The sequence below is a fragment of the Pseudomonas sp. BIGb0381 genome (assembly GCF_024809815.1).
In the GTDB taxonomy this organism is placed as follows: Bacteria; Pseudomonadota; Gammaproteobacteria; order Pseudomonadales; family Pseudomonadaceae; genus Aquipseudomonas.
On sequence record NZ_JANUEN010000001.1, the window covers coordinates 163,798 to 188,957 of the forward strand.

Sequence of the window (25,160 nt, forward strand, 5' to 3'; positions counted from 1 at the left end):
CTTCTTAGTTGATCGGATGTTGGCGCAGGAAATCGGCGGCAACAGCGGATGGGCTTTCATGCTCGACGTCGACCCGTGCATTCAACTCGCGCATGGTTGCGTCGTTGAACAGTTCGGCCAATGGCTTGAGCTCGGCGGCCAGTTGAGGGTGCTGGTCGAGGTATTGCTGGCGAATCACCGGGGCGGCGGTGTAGTCCGGGAAGTAGTGCTTGTCGTCTTCCAGCAGCTTCAACTTGAACGCGTTCAGGCGACCGTCGGTGGTGTAGACCAGACCGGCAAACACCTGGCCGTTACGCAACGCGGTGTAGACCAGGCCGGCGTCCATCTGCCGGGTGTTTTTACGCGTCAGGTTCATGTCGTACAGCTTGACCATGCCGCCCATGCCGTCGGAACGGTTGGCGAACTCGGTGTCCAGGGCCACCAGGCGCGTGCCTTTGGTTTTCTCGGCAAGGGCTTGGGTCAGGTCGCTGATGGTGTTGATCTGCGGGAATTCCTTGGCCACGTTTTCCGGCAATGCCAGGGCGTAGGTGTTGCTGAATTTCGACGGCGACAGCCAGGCCAGGCCTTTTTTCGCGTCGAGTTCTTTGACCCGGGCGTAGGACTGTTCGCTGTCGAGCTTCTCGTCCACATGGTTGTAGGCCACCAGCGACACGCCGGTGTATTCCCAGATCAGGTCCAGTTGCCCGCTTTCCTGGGCACTGCGCGCCAGGTTGCTGCCCAGGCCGCCGGTCACGCGGGCGTCGTAGCCCTTGGTGCGCAGGTACTGGGAGGTGATTTCGGCCAGCAGGGTCTGTTCGGTGAACACCCGTGCGCCGATGCGAATTACCGGTTTTTCAGCCGCTTGCGCAAAACCTGCAAACAGCAGGACGCAGCTCAATATCAAGGTCAGTCTTTTCATGTGATTTCCTTTGCCAAGCCTTAAGACGGACGCAACCCGCGTTCCAGCCAGAGGCGGCTGGCCATGGTCACCAGACCGTCGAGCAGCAATGCCAGCAGTGCGGTGCATGCGGCACCAAGCAGCAGTTGCGGCTGATTGTTCAGGGCGATGCCGGGGAAAATCAGGCTGCCCAGGCTGTTGGCACCAATCAGGAACGCCAGCGGTGCGGTACCGACGTTGATCGCCAGTGCCACGCGAACGCCACCGATGATGATCGGCACGGCATTCGGCAGTTCGACACGAAACAGCACCTGGCGCGGGGTCATGCCGATGCCGGTGGCGGCTTCTTTCAGCGAGCCCTGAACGTTTTTGAGGCCTTCGTAGGTGTTGCGCACGATGGGCAACAGGGAGGCGAGGAACAGCGCGAAGATGGCCGGGCCGCTGCCGATGCCGAGGACGCCGAGGGCGATGGCCAGTACGGCCAGAGGGGGGACGGTGTTGCCGATGTTGAAGATCTGCATGAAGCGTTCTGCGCGCCCGACCATGTTCGGTCGGCTGAGCAGGATACCGGCGGGGATGCCCACAATCAGGGCCGCCAGCATGGAGACTAGAACAAGGATCAAATGAGCTTGCAGGTAAAACAACAAATCGTCGCGGTACAGTTCGATCGTGTTGATGCCGATCCAGTGGACCAGCAGGGCCAGGAGAGCGACGACAACCACTCCTCCTATCAGCCCTTTGCCATAGCGAATAGCCACAGGCGGACTCCTTTTTTCTTTTGTCGGCGAACACATTTCCGAGCGGCAATGCCATTCCTGGCTGCCTCTGAATGAGTTCGCGAAAAGCAGCTCGCCAATACCGGCAACGCGGTATCAAATCGAGCCATAAGCGCAGCCTCGTCAGGCTAACTTGCTGATTTTTCAGCCCCTGTTCCGAGTGCGATAGCAGGGGAGTGGACGTCTCTACCTTTTAAAAGGTTCCACAGTTGGCAGTATTTAGCCACCCCCAAAGGGGTGAACGGTGGTCCGTCACTCGCGGTTTGCGCTATACTCGCCGCCCTTTTTTGACTCACCTGCCAGGCGATTTCCCATGACCCACCAGGCCGCCGAAGTCGCGAAACGCCGCACTTTCGCCATTATTTCCCACCCCGATGCCGGTAAAACCACCATCACCGAGAAGCTCCTGCTGATGGGCAAGGCGATCGCAGTGGCCGGCACGGTGAAATCGCGCAAATCCGACCGCCATGCCACCTCCGACTGGATGGAAATGGAAAAACAACGGGGTATTTCCATTACCACGTCGGTCATGCAGTTCCCGTATCGCGACCACATGGTCAACCTGCTCGACACCCCGGGCCACGAAGACTTCTCCGAAGACACCTACCGCACCCTGACTGCGGTGGACTCGGCACTGATGGTCCTCGACGGCGGTAAGGGCGTCGAGCCACGTACCATCGCGCTGATGGACGTTTGCCGCCTGCGTGACACGCCCATTGTCAGCTTCATCAACAAACTCGACCGCGACATCCGCGACCCGATCGAATTGTTGGATGAAATCGAAGCCGTCCTGAAGATCAAGGCCGCGCCGATCACCTGGCCGATCGGTTGCTACCGCGACTTCAAGGGTGTGTACCACCTGGCCGACGACTACATCATTGTCTACACCGCCGGCCACGGTCACGAACGCACCGATGTGAAAATCATCGAGAAGCTCGACTCCGACGAAGCCCGCGCCCACCTGGGTGACGAGTACGACCGCTTTGTCGACCAGTTGGAACTGGTGCAGGGCGCCTGCCATGAGTTCAACCAGCAGGAATTCCTCGACGGCCAACTGACCCCGGTGTTCTTCGGGACCGCCCTGGGCAACTTCGGCGTCGACCACGTGCTCGACGCCGTCGTGAACTGGGCGCCGAAGCCTCTGGCCCGCGTTGCCAACGAGCGCACCGTGGAACCGGTGGAAGAGAAATTCACCGGCTTCGTGTTCAAGATCCAGGCGAACATGGACCCCAAGCACCGCGACCGTATTGCCTTCATGCGCATCTGCTCGGGCAAATACGAAAAAGGCATGAAGATGCGCCACGTGCGCACCGGCAAGGACGTGCGCATCGGCGACGCCCTGACGTTCTTCTCCTCCGAGCGTGAACAGCTCGAAGAGGCCTACGCCGGCGACATCATCGGCCTGCACAACCACGGCACCATCCAGATCGGCGACACCTTCACCGAAGGCGAAGCGCTGGGCTTCACCGGTATCCCGCACTTCGCTCCGGAACTGTTCCGCCGCGTGCGCCTGCGTGACCCGCTCAAATCCAAGCAACTGCGCCAAGGCCTGCAGCAACTGGCAGAGGAGGGCGCGACCCAGGTGTTCTTCCCCGAGCGCAGCAACGACATCATCCTCGGCGCCGTCGGCGTGCTGCAGTTCGATGTGGTCGCCAGTCGCTTGAAAGAGGAATACAAGGTCGAGTGCTCCTACGAGCCGATCACCGTGTACTCCGCGCGCTGGATCGAATGCGCCGATAAGAAGAAGCTGGAAGAGTTCTCCAACAAGGCCGTGGAAAACCTCGCGGTCGATGGCGGTGGTCATCTGACCTACCTGGCCCCGACCCGGGTGAACCTGGCGTTGATGGAAGAGCGCTGGCCGGATGTGAAATTCCGCGCGACCCGCGAGCACCACTAAGGTCCGAGCGCCGCAAAACAAAATGTGGGAGGGGGCAAGCCCCCTCCCACATTTTTGGTCTCCACCAGGCATGGGATTGGCGAGAGTCCGGCATCGGGTCTAGCGTTTACCCACCGACTGTAAAGGAGACCACCGTGCGAAATGCTCAACGCGCCATTCCCCTGGTGTTGCTGGCCGTCCTGGGGCTGACGACGCTTCCGGCGCTGGCGGGCGCAGGAGCGCCGCAGTGGAAAGACACCGGTCCGGTCACCAAGAAAAAGCAGAACGAGGTCAACTCCGGCAGTTGGCAACCCCAGGCCCAGCCCGCGCCAAAAGAGGACGCAGAAAACCCCTACAACGAAGGGGAAGACAGCGAAACCTACGACGACGGCGACAGTTAATTGCATCCAAAAGAAAGCCCCTCCCGCCAGGCTGATGCGCAACCTGACGGGAAGGGCTGTAGAACGCTGTATCCACTGCTTACACATTGATCATTCCCACGCTCCGCGTGGGAATGCCGTCACAGGGTTTCAGGCCACGAATTGCTCCGCGTAGTGGCAAGCCACCTGGCGGTTATCCAGCGCCCGCAACTGCGGCTCCTCGCTGCTGCAACGCGCCGTCGCATACGGGCAGCGCTTGTGAAAAGCGCAGCCTGGCGGCGGGTTCAGTGGGTTAGGCAACTCACCAACGATTTTGATCTTCGGTTTGTTCGGATCCGGATGAATGGTCGGGGTGGCCGACAGCAGCGCCTGGGTGTACGGGTGCAGGGGGCGGGCGTAGATATCTTCCTTGGGGCCAACTTCCACCGGGCGGCCGAGGTACATCACCATCACGTCATCGGCGACGTGTTGCACCACCGCGAGGTTGTGGGAGATGAACACGTAGGCGGTGTTGAACTCCTGCTGCAGGTCCATGAACAGGTTGAGCACCTGGGCCTGGATCGATACGTCGAGGGCCGAGGTCGGTTCATCCGCCACCAGCACTTTCGGTTGCAGCATCATGGCGCGGGCCAGGGCGATCCGCTGGCGCTGGCCACCGGAGAACATATGCGGGTAGCGCTGATAATGCTCAGGGCGCAGGCCCACTTGCTTCATCATCGCCTGCACTTTCTCGCGACGTTCGGCTGCGGACAGGTTGGTGTTGATCAACAGCGGTTCGCCCAGTTGATCACCGACCTTCTGGCGTGGGTTCAACGAGGCGTAGGGGCTCTGGAACACCATCTGCACGTCTTTTCGCAGTTGCTTGCGCTGGGCCTTGTCGGCGCCGGCGACTTCCTGGCCGGCGATTTTCAGCGAGCCTGAAGACGGCTCTTCAATCAGCGTCAGCGCACGGGCCAAAGTGGATTTGCCGCAACCCGACTCGCCTACAACCGCGAGGGTCTTGCCGGCTTCCAGTTCAAACGACACACCATTAAGCGCGCGTACCAGCGCATGGCCCTTGAACAGGCCACGGGACACTTCGTAGTGACGGGTGAGGTCGCGGGCGGTAAGAACGACGGCCATTACGCCACCTCCTGGTTCAAGGGGTAGAAGCATCGCGCAAGGCTGTTGCTTTTCGGATCAAGGCTGGGTCGCTGGGCACGGCAGGATTCCTGCACATACGGGCAGCGTGGCGACAGCAGGCAACCCTGCGGGCGGTCATAGCGGCCAGGCACGATACCCGGCAGCGTGGCCAGGCGCGTGGCGCCGAGGCTGTGCTCGGGAATCGCCTTGAGCAGCGCTTCGCTGTACGGATGCGCCGGGATGTCGAACAATTGCGGCACCTGGCCGACTTCCACCGCTTGGCCGGCGTACATCACGCACACACGCTGGGCGGTTTCAGCCACGACCGCGAGGTCGTGGGTGATCAGCACCAGGCCCATGTTCTGCTCTTTCTGAAGGGCCAGCAGCAGTTCCATGATCTGCGCCTGGATGGTCACGTCCAACGCGGTGGTTGGTTCGTCGGCGATCAGCAATTTCGGTTCGCCGGCAATCGCCATGGCGATGGCTACTCGCTGGCTCATACCGCCGGACAGTTGGTGCGGGTAGGCGTCCATACGGCTGGCAGCGCCGGGGATCTCAACCTTTTCCAGCAGCTCGATGGCCCGTTTACGCGCTTGCTTGCCGGACATCTTCAGGTGCAGGCGCAGCACTTCTTCAATCTGGAAACCCACGGTGTAGCTGGGGTTCAGCGCGGTCATCGGGTCCTGGAACACCATCGCCAGGTCTTTGCCGACGATCTGGCGGCGCTGGCGATTGCTCAGCTTGAGCATATCCTTGCCGTCGAAGTTCAGGGCGTCGGCGGTGACGATGCCGGGGTGCTCGATCAGGCCCATCAGCGCCATCATGGTCACGGATTTACCCGAGCCCGACTCGCCAACGATGGCCAGGACTTCGCCTTTGTCGACGGAAATATCGAGGCCATCGACCACCGGCACGGCGGTCTTGTCGCCGAAGCGGACGTTGAGATTCTTGATTTCTAACAGTGACATGGGAATCTCCTCAGGCGGCGTTCTTGAGTTTCGGGTCCAGCGCGTCGCGCAGGCCGTCACCCATCAAGTTGATTGCCAGCACGCTGAGCAAAATGGTCAAGCCCGGCAGGCTGACGACCCACCATGCGCGTTCGATGTAGTCGCGAGCCGAAGCCAGCATGGTGCCCCACTCAGGCGTTGGCGGTTGTACGCCCAAGCCGAGGAAGCCCAACGCGGCGGCATCGAGGATCGCGGAAGAGAAACTCAAGGTGGCCTGAACGATCAGCGGTGCCATGCAGTTAGGCAGCACGGTGATGAACATCAGGCGGGGCAGGCCGGCGCCGGCGAGGCGGGCGGCAGTTACGTAGTCGCGGTTCAGTTCGCCCATCACCGCAGCGCGGGTCAGACGTACATAGGACGGCAGTGACACGATAGCGATGGCGATCACGGTGTTGATCAGGCCAGGGCCGAGGATGGCGACAATGGCAACCGCCAGCAGCAGCGACGGCAGGGCCAGCATGATGTCCATCAGGCGCATGATGGTCGGGCCAAGCAGGCGCGGGAAGAACCCGGCGAACAGGCCCAGCAGGATGCCCGGGATCAGCGACATCACTACCGACGACAAGCCGATCAGCAACGAGAGGCGCGAGCCCTGGATCAGGCGCGAGAGCAGGTCGCGGCCCAGCTCATCGGTGCCGAGCAGGAACTGGATCTGCCCGCCTTCCAGCCACGACGGCGGGGTCAGCAGGAAATCACGGTATTGCTCGGTGGGGTTATGCGGCGCTACCCAGGGGGCGAAGATCGCGCAGAACACGATCAGCAACATGAACAGCAGGCCGGCAACCGCGCCTTTGTTCTTGGAGAAGGCTTGCCAGAATTCTTTGTACGGCGACGGGTACAGCAGGCTTTGATCGACTGCTGACACTTGAGTAGGTGTGGTCATGGTCATGATCTCAGCGCTGGTGACGGATGCGTGGGTTGGCGAAGCCGTAGAGGATGTCCACCACGAAGTTCACCAGGATCACCAGACAGGCGATCAGCAGGATGCCGTTTTGCACCACCGGGTAGTCCCGCGCGCCAATGGCTTCGATCAGCCATTTGCCGATGCCGGGCCACGAGAAGATGGTTTCGGTCAGGACCGCACCGGCCAGCAGGGTGCCGACTTGCAGGCCGACCACGGTGAGTACCGGGATCAACGCGTTACGCAGGCCGTGCACGAACACCACGCGCGCCGGCGACAGGCCTTTGGCCTTGGCGGTACGGATGTAGTCTTCACGCAGCACTTCGAGCATGGATGAACGGGTCATCCGCGCGATCACTGCCAACGGGATGGTGCCGAGCACGATGGCCGGCAGGATCAGGTGGTGCAGCGCATCCCAGAACGCGTCCGGCTCGTCAGCCAGCAGGGTGTCGATCAGCATGAAGCCGGTGCGCGGCTCAATGTCGTAGAGCAGGTCGATACGCCCGGAAACCGGGGTCCAGCCCAGGCTCACGGAGAAGAACATGATCAGGATCAGGCCCCACCAGAAGATCGGCATCGAATAGCCCGCCAGGGAGATGCCCATCACCCCATGGTCGAACAGGGATCCTCGTTTGAGTGCCGCGATCACCCCGGCCAACAGGCCCAGGATGCCGGCGAACAGCAGGGCGGCCATGGACAGCTCCAGGGTCGCCGGGAAGAGGGCGGTGAACTCGGTCCACACGCTGGTGCGGGTGCGCAGCGATTCGCCAAGGTCGCCCTGGGCGAGCTTGCCGACATAGTCCAGGTATTGCGCATACAGCGGCTTGTTAAGGCCAAGGCGTTCCATTGCCTGTGCGTGCATCTCGGGGTCGACGCGCCGCTCGCCCATCATGACTTCGACAGGGTCGCCAGGGATCATGCGTATCAACGCAAACGTGAGCAACGTGATGCCGAAAAACGTGGGGATCAATAACCCCAGTCGGCGGGCAATAAAACTAAACATCTTGTGGTGTACCTCAATCAGCCGGTTAGGCAGGTTCGGCACCGTCCTGGTGGGCGGTGCCGAGCGTTTCTCTTATTTACTTCACCTGGGTAGTGGCGAAGTTATTGTTCGTCAGAGGACTTTGGGTATAACCCTCGACGTTCTTGCGCATGGCGGTGAACATTTTCGGGTAAGCCATGGGAATCCATGGTTGGTCCTTGTCGAAAACGTCCAGTGCTTGTTCATAGAGTGCGGCGCGTTCAGTGGGTTCAGCGATAGCACGGGCCTTATCGATCAAGTCCTGAAACTCTTTGTTACACCAGCGTGCGTAGTTTTCGCCGTTTTTGGCTGCATCGCAACTCAGGTTCGGCGTGAGGAAGTTATCCGGGTCGCCGTTATCACCGGCCCAGCCAGCAGAAACCATGTCGTGCTCGCCGGCTTTGGCGCGCTTGAGCATCTCGCCCCATTCCATGACCTTGATGTTCACTTTCAGGCCGATTTGCGCCAGGTCCGCCTGCATGCGCTGGGCGCCGAGCATTGGGTTAGGGTTGGTCGGGCCGCCGCCGTTACGGGTGAACAGGGTGAACTCGGTGCCTTCCGGTACGCCGGCTTCCTTGAGCAGGGCACGGGCCTTGTCCAGGTCGCGCTCAGGGTTTTTCAGCTTGTCGTTGAAGCCCAGCAGGGTCGGCGGATACGGACCGGTGGCATCAACGGCGTTGCCTTTGCCATACAGGGATTCGTTGTAGCCTTTCTTGTCGAACGCGATGTTGATCGCGTGGCGCACCCGCGCGTCGCTCATGTACTTGTGGGTGGTGTTCAGGGCGGTGTAGGCGGTGGTCATCGCCGCCAGTTCGGCGACCTTCAGGTTCGGGTCTTTCTTGATGCTGGGAAGGTCATCGGGCTTGGGATACAGCGCGATCTGGCATTCGTTGGCCTTGAGCTTCTGCAGGCGCACGTTGTTGTCGACCGCAATGGCCAGGATCAACGGATCGGCCGGAGGCTTGCCACGGAAGTACTCCGGGTTGGCCTTGAAGCGCACCTGAGCATCCTTCTGGTAGCGCGTGAAAATGAACGGGCCGGTGCCGATCGGCTTGCTGTTGAGCTCTTCGGTCTTGCCAGCGGCGAGTAGCTTGTCGGCGTACTCGGCGGAGTGGATGGCGGTAAACGGCATCGCGACATCGGCCAGGAACGGTGCCTCAGGGCGGGTCAGGGTGAAGACCACGGTATGGTCATCGGTCTTCTCCACGCTCTTGAGCAGTTCCTTGAAGCCCATGCTTTCAAAGTACGGGTAGCCCACGTTGGATTTGTTGTGCCACGGGTGTTTTGGGTCCAGCTGGCGCTGGAAGCTCCAGAGTACGTCGTCGGCATTCATGTTGCGCGTGGGTTTGAAGTAGTCGGTGGTGTGGAACTTGACGTCGTCGCGCAGATGAAATGTATAGGTCAGGCCGTCGTCACTGATTTCCCAGGAAGTGGCGAGCGCTGGCACGATCTCGGTGGTGCCGGGCTTGAAGTCCACCAAACGGTTGAACATGGTTTCAGCGGCGGCATCGGCGGTGACTGCGGTGGTGTACAGGACCGGATCGAAGCCTTCCGGACTGGCTTCGGTGCAGACCACCAGGGGTTTGGCCGATACGCCGATAGCGACGCTTAACAGCGCAGCGGCAACGGCAGCTTGTAGCGGGAGCATTTTCATTCAGAGCCCTCTGCAATCGATGGGACCAGACAAGCGTAGACGGCGGGCTCGTCCTGAGCCCGCCGTCTACCTGGCGCTAATTAAAGAATGTTGAACGGGATGGTGGTGACCAGACGGAACTCTTTGATGTTGCCGTCAGCCTGTTGTGCGCTGGCGCGGTGAGTCACGTAGGTGCCACGGATGGTGGTGGCCTTGAGTGGGCCGCTCTGAATCGCGTAGGAGGTGCCAACGCCGTATTCCTGGTGTTTCTCACCGTCCATCAGGCGCAGGTCGCTGCGGCTCTCACCGGCAGTGCCGTAGGCGGTACCGTTGTAGTGAGTACCGTCGATGCCCCAGCCGCGCGCCGAGTAGACGTTGAACTTCAGGCCTGGCACGCCGTATTCGGCCATGTTGATGGCGTAGGCGACCTGGAAGGACTTCTCGTTCGGGCTGTTGAAGTCGGAGGTCAGGGAGTTGGCCAGGTAGATGCCGTTGGTTTCGTGCAGGTAGTCGAAGTACTCGTCACCGTTAACTTCCTGGTACGAGAAGGTCAGGCTGTGGGCCTGGTGGGTCAGCCCCAGGGACAACGAGTAAGTGTCGTTGTCGATGTTGCCCATCTTCTTGCTGCCGGTGTCGGTGGTTTTGTAGTAGTTCAGGCCGGTGGTCAGTGCCAGGGTCTGTGCATCACCCAATTCGTGGGTGGCACCGAAGTAGTACTGGTTCCAGAAGTCTTCGACGTTAGCGGCGAACACGCTGGTTTTCAGGCTCTTGAACGGCTGGTAGTTGAAGCCCAGGGTTTTGACCTTGTCGGTTTCCTGGCCATTACCGTACTCGGAACGGAATTTCGACAGGCTCTGCTCGGTACGCGGCGAAACGCGATCGAAAATACCGCCTTGGAACGACAGGTTGCTCAGCTCTTCGCTGTTGAAGCTCACACCTTCGAAGCTCGACGGCAGGGCACGGTTGCCGATGGTGTCGACGATGCCGCTGCTGAAGTTCTGGCGACCGGCGGTCAAGGTGGTGTTGGACACGCGGAACTTGACGTTAGCCAGGCCCAGCTTGCTCCATTGGCCTACTGCATCACCGTCGGAGTCAGCCAGGGTACGGTTGGAACCGCCCTTGATATCTCGCTTGCTGCGGTCCAGGACCACGGCGTTGTAAGCCGCGACTTCGGTCGCCACACCTACGGTGCCTTGGGTGAAGCCCGAGGAGTAGTTGAGGATGGTGCCTTGTACCCAGTTGGTGCGGTTTGCGTCGGTGCGCGTCTGATTGTGTTTCTCGTAGGAGAAACGCTGGCCACGGAATCTCTTCTCGGTGGAGTACCAGTTACGGGTAGTACCGCCCAGGCTTTGACCGTCGATAAAGCCTTTGGCCTCGCTTTGAGCGCTGGTGCCGGCCAACGTGGTAGGAACGAAGTCCTGACTTTGGGTTTCAGCGTAGGCGGTTGCCGTGATGGTGCTGATGGCCAGGGCCAGAAGCGCTTTGCTGCTCAGTTTCATGGGTTGAAGCTCCTTTGGTTCTCTTTTTAATGCCGGTCTTTTTTGGTGATCCGGCTATTGGGTGTGTAACTCGATCAAGCTGGTGCAAACGTTTGCTGTAGGAAAAATCCCAACAAAAGGCTGCGCGTTTGCGAGAGAGCCAACTTCGCTCCCTGCAATCCGGTTATTTTCTTATGGGGTAATACTGACGCCCGAGAACACGTTGCGGCCGAAGGGGCTTACTTTGAATCCTTCGACTTTGACGCTTAACGGCTGATTGACCGTCGAGTGGGCTACGGGCGTGATCGGCACCTGCTGCTTGAGCAGTTGCTGCGCCTGTTTGTACAGAACAGTCCTTTGTTCTCGGTCGGTGACGACCTTGGCTTGCTTGATCAGCTTGTCGTACGCCGGGTCACACCACATGGAGTAGTTGTTCCCACCGATGGCGTCGCAGCTGTAGAGGGTGCCCAGCCAGTTGTCCGGGTCACCGTTGTCGCCGGTCCAGCCGATCAGGCTGACATCGTGCTCACCGTTCTTGGTGCGCTTGATGTATTCGCCCCACTCGTAGCTGACGATCTTGACCTTCAGTCCGATCTTGGCCCAGTCGCTTTGCAGCATCTCGGCCATCAGCTTGGCGTTGGGGTTGTACGGCCGTTGCACCGGCATCGCCCACAGGGTGATCTCGGTACCTTCCTTCACGCCGGCGGCCTTGAGCAGTTCCTTGGCTTTTTCCGGGTTGTAGGCGGCGTCCTTGATGGTGTCGTCGTAGGACCATTGCGTTGGCGGCATGGCATTGACTGCCAACTGCCCCGCGCCCTGGTACACGGCGTTGAGGATGCTCTGCTTGTTCACCGCCATGTCCAGCGCCTGGCGCACTTCGAGCTGATCGAACGGCTTGTGGCGCACGTTGTAGGCGATGTAGCCGAGGTTGAAACCCGGCTTGGTCAGCAGTTGCAGCTTCGGGTCGGCCTTGAGCGCGTCGACGTCGGCCGGGCGTGGATGCAGGGTGACCTGGCATTCGCCGGCCTTGAGCTTTTGCACGCGCACCGAGGCGTCGGTGTTGATGGCAAAAATCAGCTGGTCCAGCTTGACCTTGCTCGGGTCCCAGTACTGTTTGTTACCCACATAGCGGATCTGCGAGTCTTTCTGGTAGCGCTGGAAGACAAAGGGGCCAGTGCCGATCGGCTTCTGGTTGATGTCGCTGGGCTTGCCTTCCTTGAGCAACTGCTCGGCGTATTCGGCCGACAGGATGGCGGCAAAGCTCATGGCGATGTTCTGCACGAACGCAGCGTCGACCGAGTTGAGCGTCATCACCACGGTATGCGGGTCGGTTTTTTCGACCTTGGCGATGTTCTTGTTCAGGCTCATCCCGTTGAAATACGGAAACTCGGTGGGGTAGGCCTTGCGAAACGGGTGGTCGGGGTCAAGCATGCGGTTGAAGGTGAACAGCACGTCGTCGGCGTTGAAGTCCCGCGTCGGCTTGAATTCCTTGTTGCTGTGGAATTTCACCCCTTCACGCAGGTGAAAGGTGTAGGTCAGGCCGTCTTCGGAAATATCCCACTTGGTCGCCAGTCCAGGTACGACGTTGGTCGCGCCCTTTTCAAACTCAACCAGGCGGTTGTAGAGCGGCTCGGCCACATCGTTATCGGTGGCGGTGGTGTATTGCGCGGTGTCGAACCCCGCCGGGCTGCCTTCGGAGCAGAACACCAGGCTCTTCTTGTCGGCCGCCTGGCCCATCGTGGCTATGGCCAGCAGGCTGGAGCCAAAAATTGCGGATAGAACGGTGGTATGGCGCATGACGATCCCGATCCTTGTTTGTAGTTGTCATCAGCAAGCAATCACCCTGGCGTATGGCCAGGGAGACATTACTGATCCCACACACAGCAAGTGCCTTTTCCAGGTTGGAGCCTCTGCTGTCCTACGACGGTATGGGTCGCTGACTTCGCAGTAAATGCGCCAAATCGGACTGACCTTGTAGGCAAAAGAGCTGCTTGTCGCAGTTCGCAGCTGTAGGACGCGGCGATTGCTAGCGTGGTCTATTTCCTACGGTCCAGGCGGATGCAATAACGGCGACGTTATGAAACGCCACCGTCATTGGTCCTTACTTGCCGCTTACGCTCACGCCATAGAAGGAGTTCAGGCCAAACGGGCTGATCTTGAAGTCCTGTACGGTGTTGCGCATGGGTTGATACACCGTCGAGTGCGCGATAGGTGTCATCGGGACTGCATCTTTGAGGATATGTTGCGCCTGCTTATACAGCTCGGTGCGTTTGGCGACGTCCGACGTAGCCTTGGCTTCTTTCACGACGCCGTCGAATTTCTTGTCGCACCACTTGGAGAAGTTGTTGCCGGCCAGCGAGTCGCAGCCGAACAGCACGTTCAGCCAGTTGTCCGGGTCACCGTTGTCGCCGCTCCAGCCAATGATCATGGCCTGGTTCTCGCCGCCTTTAGAGCGCTTGATGTACTCGCCCCACTCGTAGCTGGTGATCTTGACCTTCAGGCCGATCTTGGACCAGTCGTTTTGCAGCATTTCAGCCATCAGCTTGGCGTTCGGGTTGTACGGACGCTGAACGGGCATCGCCCACAGAACGATCTCGGTACCTTCCTTGACACCCGCTTCCTTGAGCAGCGCCTTGGCTTTCTCGGGATCGTACTTGGCGTCCTTGATGGTGTTGTCGTAGGACCATTGGGTTGGCGGCATGGCGTTGACCGCCAGTTGACCTGCGCCCTGGTAGACGGAGTCGATGATCTGCTGCTTGTTCACCGACATGTCCAGCGCCTGGCGTACGCGCAGGTCAGCCAGTGGGTTTGGCTGGTCGCTGCCCTTGATCTTGTCCATGACGTTGTAGGCGACATAGCCCAGGTTGAAACCGGCCTGGTGCGGCAGTTTCAGGTCCTTGTCTTCACCCAGCGCCTTGAGGTCGGCCGGACGTGGGAACAGGGTGATCTGGCACTCGTTTTTCTTCAGCTTCTGGATACGCACCGACGGGTCGGTGGTGATGGCGAAGATCAGGTTATCGATCTTCACGTCTTCAGGTTTCCAGTAGTCCTTGTTGCCGGTGTAGCGAATGTTCGAGTCTTTCTGGTAGCTCTTGAATACGAACGGGCCAGTACCGACCGGTTTCTGGTTGATGTCCGCAGGTTTGCCTTCCTTCAACAGTTGGGCTGCGTATTCAGCCGACTGGATGGAAGCGAAGCTCATTGCCAGGTTCTGGATGAAAGCGGCGTCCACGGTGCCAAGGGTGAACTTGACGGTGTGGGCATCGACCTTCTCGATGTTCTTGATGTTGGTGTCCATCCCCATGTCCGTGAAGTACGGGAACTCAGTGGGGTAAGCCTTACGGAATGGATCGTCTTTATTGATCATCCGGTTGAAGGTGAACAGTACGTCGTCAGCCGAGAACTCACGGGTGGGCTTGAAGTACGGGGTGGTATGGAACTTGACGCCTTCGCGCAGGTGGAAGGTGTAGGTCAGGCCATCCGGGGACACGTCCCAGCTGGTGGCAAGGCCAGGAACAACGGCGGTGCCGCCTCGTTCGAACTGGCTCAGACGGTTGAACATGGTTTCGGCCGAGGCATCGAAGTCTGTTCCGGTGGTGTACTGGCCTGGGTCAAAACCGGCCGGGCTCCCTTCGGAGCAGAACACCAGGTTAGTCGCCGCTTGGGCGAAAGGGGCCGCGGCCATAAGGCCAGCGCTCACTAATAACGGAAGGACTGCGTGTTTAAGCATGTTGGCCTCATGATTTGTTGTCATTTTTGGTGGTGAGGGCGACCTCGTGAGTCGGCCTGCGGATACTTATGCAGGCGCCATACCCATTGCAAGATGCTGAACCGTTGGAAGGTAGAAAGAGTGGTACGAACGTACAGGAATGTCGCAATTATGAAAGTTTTGACATATTTGAGCATATTTATAGGTTTTTTTCGGTGCATGGCGCGCACCATGAAGGGTCAACCGAGGCGTCTGGCGCACTCGGTTGGGGCGTTGCTGTTACTTATCTAGACTCACGCCGTAGAACGGTGTCAGCCCGAAGGGGCTGATCTTGAAGTCCTTCACTTCCCTGCGCAGCGGTTGGAAAACCGTCGAGTTTGCAATAGGCGTTATAGGTACTTGTTCCTTAAGGATTTTCTGTGCCTGTTGATACCACTTGATGCGCTGCTCACGGTCACTGCTGACTTTGGCCTGCTGCACCAGCTTGTCATAGGCGGGGTTACACCATTTGGCGTAGTTGCTGCCCTTGACCGCAGCACAACTGTAGAGCACACCGAGCCAGTTATCCGGGTCGCCGTTGTCGCCGGTCCAGCCATAAATCATCGCATCGTGCTCGCCATTTTTGGCGCGCTTGATGTATTCGCCCCACTCATAGCTGACGATATTGGCCTTGATGCCGACTTTCTCCCAATCCTGCTGGATCATTTGTGCCGACATGCGTGCATTCGGATTGGAGGCGCGTTGCACGGTCATCGCCCACAGGTTGATGGTGGTACCTGGTGCAACCCCTGCTTCTTTTAGTAGCGCGCGGGCCTTGGTCGGATCGTGCGGGGCATCCTTGATGGACGGGTCATAAGACCACTGCGCCGGTGGCAGTGCGTTCTGCGCCAATTGTCCGGCGCTCTGGTACACGGCCTTGATGATCGCCGGCTTGTCGATGGCCATGTCCAGGGCCTGGCGGACCTTGAGTTGATCCAGCGGTGGATGGGTCACGTTGTAGGCCAGAAAGCCCAGGTTGAAACCGGCTTGCTGCAGCACGCGCAGGTTGGGGTCCTGCTTCATCACCTCGATGTCCGACGGGCGCGGGTAGCCGCTGACCTGGCATTCGCCGGTCTTGAGCTTTTGCAGGCGCGAGGCGGCGTCCGGGGTGATGGCGAACACCAGGTTGTCGAGCTTCACATCCTCGGGTTTCCAATACTGTTTATTTGCCACGTAGCGGATCTGCGAGTCCTTCTGGTAACGCTTGAACACGAACGGCCCAGTGCCCACCGGTTTCTGGTTGATGTCTTCGGCCTTGCCTTCCTTCAATAGCTGGGCGGCGTACTCGGCCGATTGCACGGAGGCGAAACTCATGGCCAGGTTCTGCACGAACGAGGCATCGACGTTGTTCAGGTTGAAACGCACGGTGTGCTCGTCGAGTTTGTCGACGCTCTTGATCGTGGTGTTCAGGCCCATGTCGGTGAAGTACGGCGATTCGGAAGGGTAGGCCTTGCGGAACGGGCTCTCGGCATCCAGCAGGCGATTGAAGGTAAACAGCACGTCATCCGCGTTGAAATCGCGGGTGGGTTTGAAGAAGTCAGTGGTGTGGAACTTGACGCCATCGCGCAGGTGGAAGGTGTAGGTCAGGCCGTCTTTGGACACCTCCCAGCGGGTGGCCAGGCCTGGTTCCACTTCGGTGCCGCCACGCTTGAACTGGGTCAAGCGGTTGAACACGGTTTCGGCGGACGCATCGAAGTCGGTGCCGCTGGTGTACTGGCTGGGGTCGAAACCGGCGGGGCTGGCTTCGGAGCAGTAGACCAGGGTGCTGGCTGCGTGGGCCATCGGCATAAAGGCCAGCAGGCCGGCGGTAAAGAGGAGTGGTTTGAAGGTGGTTCTTTCCATGGAGACCCCTAAAAGTGGCAGGCATATAAAAGCTGCCCAAACAAAAACGGCGGTCACCGAGGTTACCGCCGTTCAGGTTTGTCGGGTAGGGGTTACGGCATCTGCACTTCGATCACCCCATCGGCGCTCATGCTGACCTGGCTGGTACCTGCCTCCACTTCCGGCGTCGGTGCTGAATCCATCATGGCCGCCTTCATCATCATTCCGCCACGGGCATAAGGTTGTGGGTAGCCATTGGTGTTGAAGTTCAAGTTGACGATCTTGTAGCCCTTGCCGCCTAACGCATCGGTGGCCAGTTGCGCGCGTGCTTTAAAGGCGGCAACCGCGTCCTTGAGCAGGGCGTCTTCGCTGGTCTTGCGCGTGGTGTCGGCGATGGCGAAGTCCATGTTTTCCATTTTCAGGGTGTTGAGCAACTCGCCGGTGAGTTTGGACAGCGCCGGGAAGTCCGCGCTTTCCAGGCGCAGTTCGGCGCGTTCGCGCCAGCCGGTGATCTTCTGGTTCTTGTTGTCGTAGATCGGGTAGCTGTTACGGCTGCCCTGGCGCAGGGTCACGCCTTGGACTTCGCGCGCCTGGCCCAGGGCCTTGTTCATGGTGGTGGTGATTTCGGCCGCGAGCTTGGCCGGGTCGGGGTTCTGGGACTCGGTGTAGAGGGTGACGATCATCTTGTCCCGGGCCACTTCCTGGCTGACCTCGGCGCGCAGGGATATCTGGTTGTAATTCAGTGCATCGGCGGCCAGTGCCGGAAGGCTGGCCAGGGCGCTGGCACTGAGGGTGAGAACAACTGCACTGCGAGTGAAACGAGACATGGAAGCTCCTTAGGGTGTTCGTATCGGTATGACTGTAGACGGTGGTATCGGGTTCTTCGGGTTTACATATTCGCTACACATCGTGCGGACGCCGACGAACGGTTGTTCGCTCGGCCTGCGGCAAAGAGCCACACGCGCCATGCCAGCGCGCTTGCTTCGTTTATACTCCTGCCGATCCGCCTGCAGCGCTCATCGGGAGAGCTCATGCTCGCCGCCGTAAAACTGACTTCCGCCACCCGCCAGAACCTTTGGCGCCTGACGTTCATCCGTACCCTGGTACTGGCCGCACAGGCCGGTTCGGTCGGGCTTGCCTATTGGTTCGACCTGCTGCCGCTGCCGTGGCTGCAATTGGGCGTGACCCTGGGTTTCTCCATCGTGCTGTGTGTATTTACCGCCATTCGGTTGCGTACCACATGGCCGGTGACCGAGCTGGAATACGCCCTGCAATTGGCCTGCGACCTGTTTATCCACAGTGTGTTGCTGTATTTCTCCGGCGGTTCCACCAACCCGTTCGTTTCTTATTACCTGGTGCCACTGACCATCGCCGCGGTGACCTTGCCGTGGCGCTACTCGGTGGTGCTGTCGGGCATCGCCCTGACCCTGTACACCTTGCTGCTGGCGCAGTTCTATCCGTTGCAAACGTTCCCCATCGCCCGCGAAAACCTGCAGATCTACGGGATGTGGCTGAGCTTTGCCCTGTCTGCCGCCGTGATCACCTTCTTTGCCGCGCGCATGGCCGAAGAGCTGCGCCGCCAGGAAGAACTGCGCGCCATTCGCCGCGAAGAAGGCCTGCGTGACCAGCAACTGCTCGCCGTCGCCACCCAGGCCGCCGGTGCGGCTCACGAATTGGGCACGCCGTTGGCGACCATGAGCGTGCTGCTCAACGAAATGACCCAGGACCACCACGACCCGGCGCTGCAAGAGGATCTCGGCGTGCTGCGCGAACAGGTCAAGCAATGCAAGCAAACCTTGCAGCAACTGGTACGCGCGGCTGAAGCCAATCGCCGCCTGGCGGTCGATATGCAGGACGTGACCCAGTGGCTCGACGAAGCCCTGAACCGCTGGCATTTGATGCGCCCCGAGGCCAGCTACCGTTTCCATCTGCTGGGGCAGGGCACTGTGCCGCGCCTGGCGCCACCGCCGGACCTGACCCAAGCCTTGCTCAACCTGCTGAACAACGCCGCCGACGCCTGCCCCGAAGGCCTGGAAGTCCGGCTGGATTGGGATGTGGATGACCTGACGATCAGCATCCGCGATCACGGCGCAGGCGTGCCGCTGGCCATTGCTGAGCAGATCGGCAAACCTTTCTTTACCACCAAGGGCAAAGGCTTCGGCCTGGGCCTGTTTTTGAGCAAGGCCAGCGTGACCCGCGCGGGCGGCTCAGTGAAGCTCTATAGTCATGAGGAAGGCGGCACGCTCACCGAGCTGCGCCTGCCCCGTGTCGCACGAGGAGATATCGATGAGTGACGAGATCCAAGTCGAAGGCGAAGAACTGCCGCATCTGTTGCTGGTAGATGATGACGCCACGTTTACCCGCGTGATGGCGCGCGCCATGAGCCGTCGCGGCTTTCGCGTGAGCACCGCAGGCTCCGCCGAAGAAGGCCTGACCATCGCCCAGGCCGACTTGCCGGACTACGCCGCGCTCGACCTGAAAATGGACGGCGACTCCGGCCTGGTGCTGTTGCCCAAACTGCTGGAGCTCGACCCGGAAATGCGCGTGGTGATCCTCACCGGTTACTCCAGCATCGCCACGGCCGTCGAAGCAATCAAGCGCGGTGCCTGCAACTACCTGTGCAAGCCGGCGGATGCCGATGACGTGCTGGCTGCGTTGCTGTCCGAGCACGCCGACCTCGACACCCTGGTGCCTGAAAACCCGATGTCGGTGGACCGCCTGCAGTGGGAACACATCCAGCGCGTCCTCACCGAACACGAAGGCAATATCTCTGCCACTGCCCGCGCCCTGGGCATGCACCGGCGCACCCTGCAACGCAAGCTGCAGAAGCGTCCGGTACGCCGCTGAACCTAAGCTGAACAACCCGCTTCAGGCCGCACGGAGCCCTGAACCGATCATCTATGATCGGTTCAAACGCCTGTCACCACCCTCCTATCGAGCCTGAACGATGAATCAGAACGCTGAGTATTCCGCGGTCAACGACGCGGTGCGTGGGCAGTTTTTTCGCCGAACGTGGGCGATGATCACGCCCTATTGGCGCAGTGAAGAGAAGGGCAAGGCCTGGTTGTTGCTCGCAGTCGTGATCGGCCTGTCGCTGTTCAGCGTGGCCATTTCCGTGTGGCTTAACCACTGGTACAAGGATTTTTATAACGCTCTGGAAAAGAAGGACACCGCCGCCTTCTGGCAGCAGATCGTTTATTTCTGCGGTATCGCCACGGTGGCGATTCTCGGTGCGGTCTACCGTCTCTACCTCACTCAGATGCTGACCATTCGCTGGCGCGCATGGCTGACCGAAAAACACTTCGCCCGCTGGCTTGGCAACAAGAACTACTACCAGCTGGAGCAGGGCGGCTACACCGATAACCCGGACCAGCGAATTTCCGAAGACCTCAATAGCTTTACCCTGAACACGCTGAGTCTTGGCCTTGGGCTGCTGCGCAATGTGGTCAGCCTGGTGTCGTTCTCCATTATCCTGTGGGGCGTGTCGGGCAGTATTGAAGTGTTCGGTATCACCATCCCCGGCTACATGTTCTGGTGTGCTTTGGTCTATGCCGGTGTCGGCAGTTGGCTGACCCATCTGATCGGTCGTCGTTTGATCGGTTTGAGCAACCAGCAACAACGCTTCGAAGCGGACTTGCGTTTCTCCATGGTGCGGGTGCGGGAGAATGCCGAGAGCATCGCCCTGTACAACGGCGAGCCCAATGAGAATCAGCGTTTGAGTGCGCGGTTCGGGAAGGTCTGGCATAACTACTGGGACATCATGAAGGTGTCCAAGCGCCTGACGTTCTTCACTGCCGGCTATGAACAGATTGCGATCGTCTTTGCGTTTATCGTGGCTGCCCCGCGCTACTTTTCCGGCACGATCGAACTGGGCGAGCTGATGCAAATCAACTCGGCGTTCGGCAACGTGCAGGGCAACTTCAGCTGGTTTATCAGTGCGTACGCTGACCTGGCCGGCTGGCGCGCGACCAGTGACCGTCTGCTGAGTTTTCAGCAGGCTATGAGTGAAAACGAGCAGCGCTCAGCCACCATCGACGTCAGCGCAGAGGGCGAGCGTCTTGTGGTGCAAGGGCTGGGCTTGAGCCTGGTGGATGGTCGCCACTTGCTGACCGACGCCAACATGATCGTTGAACCGGGTCAGCGCGTCATGCTCAGCGGCCGCTCCGGCAGCGGCAAAAGTACCTTGCTGCGCGCTATGGGCCATCTCTGGCCTGCTGGTCACGGCAGCATTCGCCTGCCGGCCAGGCGTTACCTGTTCCTGCCGCAGAAGCCCTACCTGCCGATCGGCACACTCAAGGCGGTGTTGAGTTATCCACAGGACGACAGCGTCTATTCGGCAGAGCGTTATGCACAGGTGCTGGAAACCTGTCGCCTGCCGCACCTGGTGGGGCGTCTGGATGAAGCCAACCATTGGCAACGCATGCTCTCGCCGGGCGAACAACAGCGCCTGGCCTTTGCCCGTGCCTTGTTGTTCGCGCCGCAATGGCTGTACATGGACGAGGCCACCTCGGCCATGGATGAAGAGGATGAGGCGACGCTGTATCAAGCGTTGATCGATGAGCTGCCGGGGTTGAGCATTGTCAGCGTCGGGCATCGCAGCAGCCTCAAGCGCTTCCATGGGCGGCATGTGCGGATCGAGGGCGGTTGGTTGCAGGAACAGACCATGTCCTGAAGAGTGAGGCCCAATAAAAAGCCCGGCTGATCATCGATCAGCCGGGCTTTTTATCGCTTGAAAATAACTTACTTCTTCAAGCCGTAATGCTCATCCAGCATGCCCGGGGCGTTTGGCGTTTTTGGCGCGTAGTCCCGTGGCGGCTCCTGGTTTTCCCGGGGTGGGGTCAGGCGTTCCCGTGGAGTTTGCGGTGCATCGGAATGCAGCGCGGCCAGCAGGCGTTGACGGGTGATGTCGTCGAGGGCCAGGCGGTTTGCGCCATCGGCGAGGTGATCCTGTACTTCCTGGTAGCTCTGGGTGAGTTTCTTGACCAGGGTCGCGGTGCTGTTGAAGTGGGTAACAACCTCGTTCTGATAACTGTCAAAACGTTCCTGAATGTCATCCAACTGACGCTGCGTGCGGTTAGGCGCGGCATTCGGCAGCAGGCGGGCAACCAGGAATCCAATGGCGACACCGGCAACCAAGGCGAGAGTCGGCAACAACCAAACTAAGAGCGAGTGTTCCACGAGTCCTTCCTCTATAAACGGCTTTGCTTTACGTTAACGGCTCAAACCTGCGCTGTATACCGCGATTAAGCTCGCAATGATGCCATGCACAGACTTTTAGCTAGACGAGTCGACCCTTTGAGAGGTCACGGAGTTCATTCCTTGCTCATGCGTGAAACCCCCGTTTTGATCGATGGCCCGGTAGGCCAATTGGAAGCACTGTACCTGGATCACCCCGAGCCACGTGGCCTGGCGCTGATCTGCCACCCTAATCCGGTGCAGGGCGGGACCATGCTCAATAAAGTCGTTTCGACCCTGCAACGCACAGCTCGCGATGCCGGGTTGATTACTTTGCGTTTCAATTACCGTGGCGTCGGCGCGAGTGCCGGCACCCACGACATGAGCACCGGTGAAGTGGACGATGCCGAAGCGGCTGTTACCTGGCTGCGTGAAAAACACCCCGACCTGCCGCTCACCCTGCTCGGTTTTTCCTTTGGTGGCTACGTGGCGGCAAGCCTCGGCGGCCGCCTGGAAGCCAAAGGCGAAAAGCTCGCGCACCTGTTTATGGTCGCGGCCGCCGTGATGCGTCTGAGCAATAACGACGTGCTGCCCCAGACCTGCCCATTGACCTTGATTCAACCGGAAACCGACGAAGTGGTCGATCCGCAATTGGTCTACGACTGGTCTGCCGCCTTGAAACGCCCCCATGAGCTGCTGAAAGTGGCAGAATGCGGGCACTTTTTTCATGGCAAGCTCACCGACCTCAAGGATCTGGTGCTGCCGCGCCTCTCGAATTGATAGCAGTCTGATAAGCGATTACCCATGACGACTCGTACCCGCATCCTCACCGGCATCACCACCACCGGCACGCCGCACCTGGGCAACTACGCTGGTGCGATCCGCCCGGCGATCCTTGCCAGCCAGGACGTCAATGCTGACTCCTTCTACTTTCTGGCCGACTACCACGCCCTGATCAAATGCGATGACCCGCAGCGCATCCAGCGTTCGCGTATGGAAATCGCCGCGACCTGGCTGGCCGGTGGCCTGGATGTGAACCGGGTGACCTTTTATCGCCAGTCCGACATCCCGGAAATCCCCGAGCTGACCTGGCTGCTGACCTGCGTCGCCGCCAAGGGCCTGCTCAACCGCGCCCATGCCTACAAGGCCTCGGTGGACAAGAACGTGGAAACCGGCGAAGACCCGGATGCGGGCATCACCATGGGCCTGTACAGCTACCCGGTGCTGATGGCGGCGGACATCCTGATGTTCAACGCGCACAAGGTGCCGGTGGGCCGCGACCAGATCCAGCACGTTGAAATGGCCCGCGACATCGGCCAGCGCTTCAACCACCTGTTCGGCAACGGTAAAGAATTCTTCACCATGCCCGAGGCGCTGATCGAAGAAAGCGTTGCCACCTTGCCGGGCCTGGATGGCCGCAAGATGTCCAAGAGCTACGACAACACCATCCCGTTGTTCACCAGCGCCAAGGACATGAAGGACGCCATCTCGCGGATCGTCACCGACTCCCGCGCGCCCGGCGAAGCCAAGGACCCCGACAACTCGCACCTGTTCACCCTCTACCAGGCGTTTGCCAGCAAGGCCCAGGAAGAAGAGTTCCGCGGCGAGCTGCTGCAAGGCCTGGGTTGGGGCGAGGCGAAGAGCCGTCTGTTCCAACTGCTGGACAGCCAACTGGGCGAAGCGCGCGAGCGTTACCACCAGTTGATGTCGCGCCCGTCGGACATGGAAGACCTGTTGCAGGTCGGGGCCAGGAAAGCCCGTGCCGTAGCCGCGCCATTCCTGGCCGAGTTGCGTGAAGCGGTGGGCCTGCGTTCGTTCGTCGAGCAGGCTGCAGCGCCGATCGCCACCAAGAAGAAGGCCGCCAAGGCCGCGCGTTTCGTGAGCTTCCGTGAAGATGACGGCAGCTTCCGCTTCCGCTTGTTGGCCGCCGATGGCGAGCAATTGCTGCTGTCGCGCAACTTTGCCGATGGTAAAGCGGCCGGCGCAGTCACCAAACAACTGCAAAGTGGCGCTGCGCTGGACGTACGCACCGAAGCCCTGAGCTTCAGCGTATGGCTGGACGGTGCCGCAGTAGCCGACAGCGCCGAGTTCGCCGATGGTGCATCGCGTGATGCCGCCATCGAAGCCTTGCGCACTGCGTTGACCCCAATCGAGGATTAACCCGACCAAGGGTTGATTGCCATTATCCAGGGCCGTCGTTACAGTGACGGCCCGTTTTTGTTGCCTTGCTAACGAAATTATGACGCCCCTAGAACGATACCAAGCTGATCTGAAACGCCCTGAATTCTTCCATGACGCGGCCCAGGAAACGGCGGTGCGTCATTTGCAGCGCCTGTACGACGACTTGGTTGCGGCCTCGCAAAGCAAGCCGGGGATGCTCAGCAAGCTGTTTGGCAAGAAAGACCACACGCCGGTCAAGGGCTTGTATTTCTGGGGCGGTGTAGGCCGGGGTAAGACCTACCTGGTCGATACGTTCTTTGAAGCGCTGCCGTTCAAGGAAAAGGTCCGCACCCACTTCCACCGCTTCATGAAGCGCGTGCACGAAGAAATGAAGACCCTGCCGGGTGAGAAAAACCCGCTGACCATCATCGCCAAGCGTTTCTCCGATGAAGCGCGGGTCATCTGCTTCGATGAATTCTTCGTCTCCGACATCACCGATGCCATGATCCTCGGCACCCTGATGGAAGAGCTGTTCAAGAACGGCGTGACCCTGGTCGCCACCTCGAACATCGTGCCCGACGGCCTGTACAAGGACGGCCTGCAGCGCGCTCGCTTCCTGCCGGCCATCGCGCTGATCAAGCAGAACACCGAGATCGTCAACGTCGACAGCGGCGTCGACTACCGTCTGCGTCACCTCGAGCAAGCGGAGTTGTTCCACTTCCCGCTGAACGAAGCGGCGCACGAAAGCCTGCGCAAAAGCTTCCGCGCCCTCACGCCGGAATGCACCCAGGCGGTGGAAAACGACAAGCTGATGATCGAGAACCGCGAGATCATCGCTCTGCGTACCTGCGATGACGTGGCCTGGTTCGAATTCCGCCAGTTGTGCGACGGCCCGCGCAGCCAGAACGACTACATCGAACTGGGCAAGATCTTCCACGCGGTGATCCTCAGCGGCGTGGAGCAGATGAGCGTCACCACCGACGACATCGCACGACGGTTTATCAACATGGTCGACGAGTTCTACGACCGTAACGTCAAGTTGATCATCTCGGCGGAAGTCGAACTCAAGGATCTGTATACCGGCGGGCGCTTGAACTTTGAATTCCAGCGCACCCTGAGCCGCCTGTTGGAAATGCAATCCCACGAGTTCCTGTCGCGCGGGCACAAGCCTTAAGAGCGATGTAG

The 25,160-nt window shown here is 59.9% G+C and carries 21 protein-coding genes; 8 read left to right on the top strand and 13 right to left on the bottom strand.

The features are described from left to right. Window positions 1-4: 4 nt before the first annotated feature. A complete protein-coding gene (locus M2397_RS00815; RefSeq protein WP_131698464.1) occupies window positions 5-898 on the bottom strand; it encodes a glycine betaine ABC transporter substrate-binding protein in 894 nt (297 codons plus the stop codon). Window positions 899-918: 20 nt separating this feature from the next. After that, window positions 919-1,635 (bottom strand): ABC transporter permease, encoded by a 717-nt coding sequence (locus M2397_RS00820; RefSeq protein WP_032886220.1) that lies wholly within the window; start codon window positions 1,633-1,635, stop codon window positions 919-921. A 331-nt stretch (window positions 1,636-1,966) separates the two neighbouring features. Between M2397_RS00820 and M2397_RS00825 the strand changes: the two genes are divergently transcribed. Together M2397_RS00825 and M2397_RS00830 are read left to right on the top strand one after the other, a co-directional pair. Then, entirely contained in the window at window positions 1,967-3,550 is a 1,584-nt protein-coding gene (locus tag M2397_RS00825) for a peptide chain release factor 3 (protein WP_131698463.1), read from the top strand. Window positions 3,551-3,684: 134 nt separating this feature from the next. After that, window positions 3,685-3,930, top strand: a complete 246-nt coding sequence (locus M2397_RS00830; protein WP_131698462.1) for a hypothetical protein — start codon at window positions 3,685-3,687, stop codon at window positions 3,928-3,930. Between the two features lie 129 nt (window positions 3,931-4,059). Here the strand turns inward: M2397_RS00830 and M2397_RS00835 are convergent, their stop codons facing one another. From M2397_RS00835 to M2397_RS00880, 10 genes are all read right to left on the bottom strand, one after another. After that, window positions 4,060-5,031: a peptide ABC transporter ATP-binding protein gene (locus M2397_RS00835; protein ID WP_017138288.1), complete on the bottom strand. Its 972-nt coding sequence runs from the start codon at window positions 5,029-5,031 to the stop codon at window positions 4,060-4,062. Then, window positions 5,031-5,999, bottom strand: coding sequence for an ABC transporter ATP-binding protein (locus tag M2397_RS00840; protein WP_131698461.1), 969 nt, complete (start codon window positions 5,997-5,999; stop codon window positions 5,031-5,033). Before M2397_RS00840 ends, M2397_RS00835 begins: the two co-directional genes overlap by 1 nt. Before the next feature lie 10 nt (window positions 6,000-6,009). Next, window positions 6,010-6,921 (bottom strand): ABC transporter permease subunit, encoded by a 912-nt coding sequence (locus tag M2397_RS00845; protein ID WP_131698460.1) that lies wholly within the window; start codon window positions 6,919-6,921, stop codon window positions 6,010-6,012. A 10-nt stretch (window positions 6,922-6,931) separates the two neighbouring features. Next, the gene (locus M2397_RS00850; RefSeq protein ID WP_003171721.1) at window positions 6,932-7,942 is read right to left on the bottom strand and encodes an ABC transporter permease subunit; all 1,011 of its coding nucleotides are present in this window, start codon (window positions 7,940-7,942) and stop codon (window positions 6,932-6,934) included. Between the two features lie 76 nt (window positions 7,943-8,018). After that, the gene (locus tag M2397_RS00855) at window positions 8,019-9,614 is read right to left on the bottom strand and encodes an ABC transporter substrate-binding protein (RefSeq protein WP_131698459.1); all 1,596 of its coding nucleotides are present in this window, start codon (window positions 9,612-9,614) and stop codon (window positions 8,019-8,021) included. An 80-nt stretch (window positions 9,615-9,694) separates the two neighbouring features. Beyond that, the gene (locus M2397_RS00860; RefSeq protein ID WP_131698458.1) at window positions 9,695-11,092 is read right to left on the bottom strand and encodes an OprD family outer membrane porin; all 1,398 of its coding nucleotides are present in this window, start codon (window positions 11,090-11,092) and stop codon (window positions 9,695-9,697) included. Between the two features lie 171 nt (window positions 11,093-11,263). Then, window positions 11,264-12,868 carry an ABC transporter substrate-binding protein gene (locus M2397_RS00865; RefSeq protein WP_259242145.1) on the bottom strand — a complete coding sequence of 535 codons (1,605 nt, stop codon included), beginning with the start codon at window positions 12,866-12,868 and terminating at the stop codon, window positions 11,264-11,266. A gap of 304 nt (window positions 12,869-13,172) precedes the next feature. Continuing rightward, entirely contained in the window at window positions 13,173-14,801 is a 1,629-nt protein-coding gene (locus M2397_RS00870) for an ABC transporter substrate-binding protein (RefSeq protein WP_131698456.1), read from the bottom strand. Window positions 14,802-15,059: 258 nt separating this feature from the next. After that, on the bottom strand, window positions 15,060-16,661 hold the full coding sequence (locus tag M2397_RS00875) for an ABC transporter substrate-binding protein (protein WP_259242146.1): 1,602 nt from the start codon (window positions 16,659-16,661) through the stop codon (window positions 15,060-15,062). Window positions 16,662-16,753: 92 nt separating this feature from the next. Next, a complete protein-coding gene (locus M2397_RS00880; RefSeq protein WP_145335359.1) occupies window positions 16,754-17,467 on the bottom strand; it encodes an SIMPL domain-containing protein in 714 nt (237 codons plus the stop codon). A gap of 204 nt (window positions 17,468-17,671) precedes the next feature. On the opposite strand from M2397_RS00880, the gene M2397_RS00885 reads away from it, so the two are divergent. The 3 genes from M2397_RS00885 (at window position 17,672) to M2397_RS00895 (ending at window position 21,312) form a co-directional block, all read left to right on the top strand. Continuing rightward, a complete protein-coding gene (locus M2397_RS00885) occupies window positions 17,672-18,934 on the top strand; it encodes an ATP-binding protein (RefSeq protein WP_259242147.1) in 1,263 nt (420 codons plus the stop codon). Beyond that, window positions 18,927-19,487 carry a response regulator transcription factor gene (locus M2397_RS00890; protein ID WP_003171731.1) on the top strand — a complete coding sequence of 187 codons (561 nt, stop codon included), beginning with the start codon at window positions 18,927-18,929 and terminating at the stop codon, window positions 19,485-19,487. The genes M2397_RS00885 and M2397_RS00890 overlap by 8 nt, the downstream gene beginning before the upstream one ends. A 100-nt stretch (window positions 19,488-19,587) precedes the next feature. Beyond that, the gene (locus M2397_RS00895; protein ID WP_145335357.1) at window positions 19,588-21,312 is read left to right on the top strand and encodes an ABC transporter ATP-binding protein/permease; all 1,725 of its coding nucleotides are present in this window, start codon (window positions 19,588-19,590) and stop codon (window positions 21,310-21,312) included. 68 nt (window positions 21,313-21,380) lie between these two features. On the opposite strand, the gene M2397_RS00900 is transcribed toward M2397_RS00895, so the two are convergent. Further along, window positions 21,381-21,818, bottom strand: coding sequence for a YhcB family protein (locus M2397_RS00900; RefSeq protein WP_003171734.1), 438 nt, complete (start codon window positions 21,816-21,818; stop codon window positions 21,381-21,383). Window positions 21,819-21,965: 147 nt separating this feature from the next. Here M2397_RS00900 and M2397_RS00905 point away from each other — a divergent pair, with 147 nt between their 5' ends. From M2397_RS00905 to zapE, 3 genes are all read left to right on the top strand, one after another. Then, window positions 21,966-22,595, top strand: a complete 630-nt coding sequence (locus M2397_RS00905) for an alpha/beta hydrolase (RefSeq protein WP_184744659.1) — start codon at window positions 21,966-21,968, stop codon at window positions 22,593-22,595. Window positions 22,596-22,619: 24 nt separating this feature from the next. Next, the gene (locus M2397_RS00910) at window positions 22,620-23,975 is read left to right on the top strand and encodes a tryptophan--tRNA ligase (protein WP_259242148.1); all 1,356 of its coding nucleotides are present in this window, start codon (window positions 22,620-22,622) and stop codon (window positions 23,973-23,975) included. Between the two features lie 79 nt (window positions 23,976-24,054). Then, complete coding sequence (gene zapE / locus M2397_RS00915; RefSeq protein ID WP_053131627.1) at window positions 24,055-25,149, top strand: cell division protein ZapE; 1,095 nt, start codon at window positions 24,055-24,057, stop codon at window positions 25,147-25,149. The last annotated feature ends 11 nt before the right edge of the window (window positions 25,150-25,160 follow it).

Bases quoted from the DNA above. Each gene is read 5' to 3' on its own strand.
- M2397_RS00815 (WP_131698464.1), bottom strand. From the start codon at position 898: ATGAAAAGACTGACCTTGATATTGAGCTGCGTCCTGCTGTTTGCAGGT.
- M2397_RS00825 (WP_131698463.1), top strand. From the start codon at position 1,967: ATGACCCACCAGGCCGCCGAAGTCGCGAAACGCCGCACTTTCGCCATT.
- M2397_RS00835 (WP_017138288.1), bottom strand. From the start codon at position 5,031: ATGGCCGTCGTTCTTACCGCCCGCGACCTCACCCGTCACTACGAAGTG.
- M2397_RS00840 (WP_131698461.1), bottom strand. From the start codon at position 5,999: ATGTCACTGTTAGAAATCAAGAATCTCAACGTCCGCTTCGGCGACAAG.
- M2397_RS00845 (WP_131698460.1), bottom strand. From the start codon at position 6,921: ATGACCACACCTACTCAAGTGTCAGCAGTCGATCAAAGCCTGCTGTAC.
- M2397_RS00850 (WP_003171721.1), bottom strand. From the start codon at position 7,942: ATGTTTAGTTTTATTGCCCGCCGACTGGGGTTATTGATCCCCACGTTT.
- M2397_RS00855 (WP_131698459.1), bottom strand. From the start codon at position 9,614: ATGAAAATGCTCCCGCTACAAGCTGCCGTTGCCGCTGCGCTGTTAAGC.
- M2397_RS00860 (WP_131698458.1), bottom strand. From the start codon at position 11,092: ATGAAACTGAGCAGCAAAGCGCTTCTGGCCCTGGCCATCAGCACCATC.
- M2397_RS00865 (WP_259242145.1), bottom strand. From the start codon at position 12,868: ATGCGCCATACCACCGTTCTATCCGCAATTTTTGGCTCCAGCCTGCTG.
- M2397_RS00870 (WP_131698456.1), bottom strand. From the start codon at position 14,801: ATGCTTAAACACGCAGTCCTTCCGTTATTAGTGAGCGCTGGCCTTATG.
- M2397_RS00875 (WP_259242146.1), bottom strand. From the start codon at position 16,661: ATGGAAAGAACCACCTTCAAACCACTCCTCTTTACCGCCGGCCTGCTG.
- M2397_RS00880 (WP_145335359.1), bottom strand. From the start codon at position 17,467: ATGTCTCGTTTCACTCGCAGTGCAGTTGTTCTCACCCTCAGTGCCAGC.
- M2397_RS00885 (WP_259242147.1), top strand. From the start codon at position 17,672: ATGCTCGCCGCCGTAAAACTGACTTCCGCCACCCGCCAGAACCTTTGG.
- M2397_RS00890 (WP_003171731.1), top strand. From the start codon at position 18,927: ATGAGTGACGAGATCCAAGTCGAAGGCGAAGAACTGCCGCATCTGTTG.
- M2397_RS00895 (WP_145335357.1), top strand. From the start codon at position 19,588: ATGAATCAGAACGCTGAGTATTCCGCGGTCAACGACGCGGTGCGTGGG.
- M2397_RS00905 (WP_184744659.1), top strand. From the start codon at position 21,966: ATGCGTGAAACCCCCGTTTTGATCGATGGCCCGGTAGGCCAATTGGAA.
- M2397_RS00910 (WP_259242148.1), top strand. From the start codon at position 22,620: ATGACGACTCGTACCCGCATCCTCACCGGCATCACCACCACCGGCACG.
- zapE (WP_053131627.1), top strand. From the start codon at position 24,055: ATGACGCCCCTAGAACGATACCAAGCTGATCTGAAACGCCCTGAATTC.